This window comes from Candidatus Termitispirillum reticulitermitis, assembly GCF_054655775.1.
Genome location: NZ_BAAIHG010000139.1, coordinates 1 through 1,479 on the forward strand (window position 1 = coordinate 1; position 1,479 = coordinate 1,479).

The following is a 1,479-nucleotide window of genomic DNA, read 5'->3' on the forward strand; positions in this document are numbered from 1 at the left end:
CCTCATCACCTGAGAAGTGCAGTTCGGAAGATTCCCCTGTTAATCCCGTTTGGATAGTAAGTGTTGCTTCACTATCAAGTATTCCACTAAGTGATGTTGATGATGTAGTCTTATTAGGGGTTATCTTAACAAGGTCTTCTATCTTTAACCCATTAGCCATATCTAATCCAGCTTTGCTACCTATGGCATTAGCTAGTTTATCTATTAGGTCTTGAATGGTATCTTCGCCTTCAAGGGTAACCTCTGCCTGCTTGCCATTGCCATATATCGTTATAGTCTGCGTATTATCAAGCAACATTCGCCCGTCCCCATTAGTGAACACCAGCCTGCCACCAGCAGTAGCATCTTTCAGCTTGACCTCTGCGGGTGTTGACACTGCCCAGCCCCAAGTGCCGCCTATCTTATCCTCTGGCACGTTCCAGTCCCTATCCCAGCTAATCTTTATCTCCTTAAACTCCCCGTTCTCTATAGTCATAGCTGTGAACTCAACGTGAGGCTGATTAACATCCCAGAATACCTGCGGGATAACATTGCTACCAACAGTATTCGTTCCATTAGGCACGTCAATCTCTATGCGAACATTCTTGATACCATCCATATTCGCAGGATTGAGATTCCAGTTGTAGGTTGGATTAACCCAGTTAGTAATGCCCGGCTTAACCTCCACATCGGGACTGTTCGCTTGATAGTAGAACAATGCCTTGTCGCCAACTGCCATGCTATTAACAGCACTTGCAGAGATGAAATACGAAAGACCTACATAATTACCGTTAGATAGTGGCGTATATATAGCTTGCCTGTAATTCATAATTCCGTCAAAATTCTGGAGTGTACCAGAAAGGGTGGGATAATGCTTTGTCCCGTCAGCAGGGTCCACATAAAATGAGCGGAGATAGTTGCTAGCATCGCCACTGCCTTGAAGCTGCCATGCTTTTGTGCCATCAGCAAGGTTTATAAAGGTGGTAGTGCTCCAGCCGGGAGCAGATTGTGTATGCGTTCCGTCTATGGCGTCAGCCCCAGAAACTATCTCATATCCCATATAAAAGCCTGAAAAGTTATCATACGGATAGCTGTAGGCTTCAATCGGATACGTAGTGGGAACACCATCATTGGTCACATTGTGATTAAATGGAGTCAGAAACCCATGGAGTTGCTCTAACATTACTTGTCTGTAGCCAGCAATATTGTTTGTCTGAAGCCCGCCAGTCGTAGGCACTCTCCAGTTGTCACCGACAACGTAAGATGGCTCTATATGCACCGTATCATCGTTCACTATGAACTTCACTGCGTTGTTATCCAGCCCCTCTACTACAACATTCGTTATCCCACTAGGGTAGCTGAGACGTTTCGTGTAGTCCATGAGTTGTGCTGTCTGATAGACTGCATTTTCCCCTGCCTTAGTGCTAAATGTTAGCTTGTAATCTCCTGATACAGGGGTAGTAGCCCCCCCCCCCCAGCTGACTATATGAAATAAGAGCA

1 pseudogene is annotated in these 1,479 nt (G+C 45.6%); it reads right to left on the reverse strand.

From position 1 onward, the window contains the following. Nucleotides 1-1,479: pseudogene (locus AC1MDJ_RS07825) on the reverse strand (hypothetical protein); the annotation flags it as partial.